A 3,598-nucleotide genomic window follows, 5' to 3' on the forward strand; every position below is an offset into this window, starting at 1 on the left:
CTGCTGGTGTGTTGGGTGTGCCGGGGCAGGGGAATTATGCGGCTGCGAATGCGTTTTTGGATGGTTTGGTGGAGTTGCGGGTGGCTGGGGGGTTGTCTGGTTCGGCGTTGGCGTGGGGGTTGTGGGGGGATGTCGGTGGTATGGGGGGTGGGTTGTCGGAGGGTGATCGTGCGCGGATGGCGCGTGGTGGTGTGTTGCCGTTGTCGGTGGATGATGGTTTGAGGTTGTTCGGCGCGGCTGCGCGTGCGGATGCGGCGTTGGTTCCGGTGCGGCTTGATGTGGAGGCGTTGCGGGCGCAGGGAACGGAACTGCCGCCCCTCTACCACCACCTCACCGGACGCCCGGCACGCCGGCAGGCCATCTCACGGACCTCGGCCGTAGCCGTCGGCTCGCTCGGCGAACGACTCGCCGCACTCCCCGAGTCCGAGCGCCACGAAGCGGTCCTGGACCTGGTGCGTGGGCAGGTCGCCGCGGTGCTGGGACACGCGACCCCGGCCGCGATCGCGCCCGACCGGGCCTTCAGTGATCTGGGTTTCGACTCGCTGACCGCGGTCGAGCTGCGCAACAGCCTCAACACCGCGACCGGCCTGCGGCTTCCGGCCACCCTCATCTTCGACTACCCGACCGCCGGCGACCTCGCGGACCACCTGCTGTCCGAGGTCTCCGGCGACGTGGCCGCAGCCGTCGTTCTGCCGTCGACCGCCGTACTCGCCGACGACCCGATCGTCATCGTCGGTATGTCCTGCCGTTTCCCGGGCGGCATCGAGTCGCCCGAGGACCTGTGGAAACTGGTCTCCGACGGCGACGACGCGATCACCGACTTCCCCGAGAACCGGGGCTGGAACACCGACCGGCTCTACGACCCCACCGAGTCCCGCCCGGACACCACCTACGTCAACAAGGGCGGGTTCCTGCACGACGCGGCCGACTTCGACGCGGACTTCTTCGGCATCAGCCCCAACGAGGCCCTCATCACCGACCCGCAGCAGCGACTGCTGCTGCAAACGTCCTGGGAGGCGTTCGAGCGGGCGGGCATCGACCCCGCGACGCTCAAGGGCAGCGCCACCGGTGTCTTCGCCGGCGTGGTGTACCACGACTACACCGGCAGCAGCAGCTCCGGCAGCATCGTCTCCGGCCGCATCGCCTACACGTACGGCCTGGAGGGCCCGGCGGTGACGGTGGACACGGCGTGCTCCTCGTCCCTGGTCGCCCTGCACCTCGCGAGCCAGGCGCTGCGCAACGGCGAGTGCGACCTCGCCCTCGCGGGCGGTGTGACGATCATGGCCTCACCCGCGGCCTTCGTGGAGTTCAGCCGCCAGCGAGGACTCTCCCGCGACGGCCGATGCAAGGCGTTCGCCGCCGCGGCCGACGGCACGGGCTGGGGCGAGGGCGTCGGCATCCTGGTGGTGGAGCGGCTGTCGGACGCGCGGCGCAACGGCCACCGGGTGCTCGCGCACGTACGCGGCTCCGCCGTGAACCAGGACGGTGCCAGCAACGGCCTCACCGCGCCGAACGGCCCCGCCCAGCAGCGTGTCATCCGCCAGGCGCTGGCCAATGCCGGACTGGCTCCGGCAGATGTGGACGCCGTCGAGGCGCACGGCACGGGTACGGTCCTCGGCGACCCGATCGAGGCACAGGCGCTGCTCGCGACATACGGAAAGGACCGTCCCGCCGACCACCCCCTGTGGCTGGGATCGGTCAAGTCCAACATCGGGCACACCCAGGGCGCCGCGGGCGTGGCCGGGATCATCAAGATGGTCATGGCCATGCGCAACGGCGTACTGCCCAGGACCCTGCACGTGGACGCGCCGTCCACCCACATCGACTGGACGGCGGGCGCGATGCGCCTGCTCACCGAAGAGGTCGAGTGGAACGCGGACCGGCCGCGTCGCGCCGGCATCTCGTCCTTCGGCATCAGCGGCACGAACGCGCACGTGATCATCGAGCAGGCGGCACCCGCCGCGAAGCCCGCCACGGACTCCTCCGCGGTCCGGCCGCCGAGTGACGTCGTGGTGCCGTGGGTCGTCTCCGCCCGCGGTGAGGACGGCCTGCGCGCCCAGGCGGCGCGGCTCGCGTCGTTCGTGGAGGAGGACGGCGAGCTCCGTCCGGCGGACGTGGGCTGGTCCCTGGCGGCGACGCGCGGTGCGCTGGAACAGCGCGCGACCGTACTGGGCGCGGACAGGACCGAGCTGCTGGCCGGCCTGCGCGCCCTGGCGGAGGGCACGACCGCGCCGGACACCGCACGGGCCGGCGGCAAGACCGCGTTCCTGTTCACCGGGCAGGGCGCGCAGCGCGCCGGGATGGGCCGTGAGCTGTACCAGGCGTACCCCGTCTTCGCCCGTTCGCTGGACGAGGTCTGCGACCGGTTCGACGGTCTGCTGGAGCGGCCTCTGAAGGAAGTGCTGTTCGCGGAGGACGGGTCGGCGGAGGCCGACCTCCTGGACCGCACCGAGTACGCCCAGCCCGCCCTGTTCGCCATCGAGGTGAGCCTCTACCGCTTGCTGAGCTCCTGGGGAGTGCGCCCGGACCTCGTGATGGGTCACTCGATCGGCGAGATCGCCGCCGTACACATCGCCGGGGTGCTGTCCTTGGCGGACGCGTGCGAGCTGGTCGCCGCGCGGGGCCGGCTGATGCAGGCGCTCCCGGCCGGCGGTGCGATGGTCGCGGTCGAGGCGACGGAGGAGGAGACTCTGCCGCTGCTCGCGGAGGTCGACGGGGTCGGACTGGGCGCGGTCAACGGTCCGCGGTCCGTCGTCCTTTCCGGTCCAGGGACGGCGGTGGAGAAGGTTGCGGAGCGACTGCGGGCCCAGGGCCGCAAGACGTCCCGGCTGAAGGTGTCGCACGCCTTCCACTCGCCGCTGATGGAGCCGATGCTGGCCGACTTCCAGCGGGTCCTGGAGAAACTGACGTTTGCCGAGCCGCAGTTGGCGGTGGTGTCCAACGTGACCGGTGACGTGGCCGATCCGCACGAGCTGCGCTCCGTGACGTACTGGCTGCGGCATGTGCGCGAGGCGGTGCGTTTCGACGCGGGGGTGCGCAGCGCGGCGGACCGTGGAGTGACACGATTCGTGGAAGTGGGCCCCGACGGTGTTCTGACGGGTCTCGCGCAGACGTGCCTGGCGGAGAGCGAGGAGCCGGAGCGCACGGTGTGCGTGCCGTTGCTGCGCAAGGGACGGCCGGAGGCGCGGTCGCTGCTGGCCGGGCTGGGCCGCGTGTACGCGACAGGCGGCGAAGTCGACTGGCCCGCGGTGTTCGAGGGCAGTGGAGCCCGCCGGGTCGACCTTCCGACCTATGCCTTCCAGCGCCGCCGTTTCTGGTCCCAGACGCCGACGGACCACGGTGACCCGGAGGCCATCGGCCTCGGCGCCACCCATCACCCCCTGCTGGGCGCGGCCGTCGCGCTCGCCGATTCCGAGGGGTTCCTCTTCACCGGACGCCTCTCCGCCCAGACCCAGCCCTGGCTGGCCGACCATGTCGTCGGCGGCTCGATCTTCTTCCCCGGCACCGGGTTTGTGGAGTTGGCGATTCGGGCGGGGGATCAGGTCGGGTGTGGGGTGTTGGAGGAGTTGACGTTGGAGGCGCCGTTGGTGCTGCCGGC

At 71.3% G+C, this 3,598-nt stretch carries 1 protein-coding gene; it reads left to right on the plus strand.

All coding sequences use genetic code 11. The features are described from left to right. Positions 1-3,598, plus strand: a 3,598-nt coding sequence (locus ACWD4A_RS35150) for a type I polyketide synthase (protein WP_451200521.1), incomplete at both ends; no start/stop codon positions are given.

The sequence above is a fragment of the Streptomyces sp. NPDC002537 genome (genome assembly GCF_053594975.1).